At 25.3% G+C, this 546-nt stretch carries 1 protein-coding gene; it reads left to right on the top strand.

Annotation, left to right across the window (positions count from 1 at the left end; genetic code table 11):
• The first annotated feature begins 174 nt into the window (after positions 1 to 174).
• Positions 175 to 477 carry a hypothetical protein gene (locus tag ACFFU9_RS10360; protein ID WP_379861364.1) on the top strand — a complete coding sequence of 101 codons (303 nt, stop codon included), beginning with the start codon at positions 175 to 177 and terminating at the stop codon, positions 475 to 477.
• The last annotated feature ends 69 nt before the right edge of the window (positions 478 to 546 follow it).

Here is a 546-nt window from a genome sequence, read left to right on the forward strand (position 1 = left end):
TTTCTAACTTCTGTTCTAATGTCCATTTCCTGTATTTCATATCTCAAATATATGGGTTTTCAAATTTAAAATATCACTCCGAACTATTAAGGGGCTAAACTATTGAGGTGTTTAATAAAAACGATAAATCTAAAGGAGTTTTAAATTTAGATGGCTCTTATAATAAAGATAAAAGTGAAAAAACGAAAAAAAGAAGAGGACCAGGATATAAAGGATAATGAAATGTTTTTAGACAGAGCTTTAGAAATTATTGATGATAATGCAAAATTAAATGAATCCTCTTTTTTGCATAGCTTATCTTATGATTATATATTCGATTTTGATTTTTATCAAAACTTAATAAACTCTTTAATGTGTTTACAGTCTAATTTAGAAATGGACTTAGGTGAAAACAAAAAAAATATTCTAAAAAATTTATTTCTAATAAATAGAATAACGCTAATCACTCCCATCCGAAAGTTTTTAAATATTAGCTAAAACTACTTGTTAAGCCCTATTAACAGGGATTTATTTTGACTCTATCAAGAAAATAAGTCTGTTTTAAAA

The organism is Mariniflexile ostreae (assembly GCF_042427585.1).
In the GTDB taxonomy this organism is placed as follows: Bacteria; Bacteroidota; Bacteroidia; order Flavobacteriales; family Flavobacteriaceae; genus Pseudalgibacter; species Pseudalgibacter ostreae.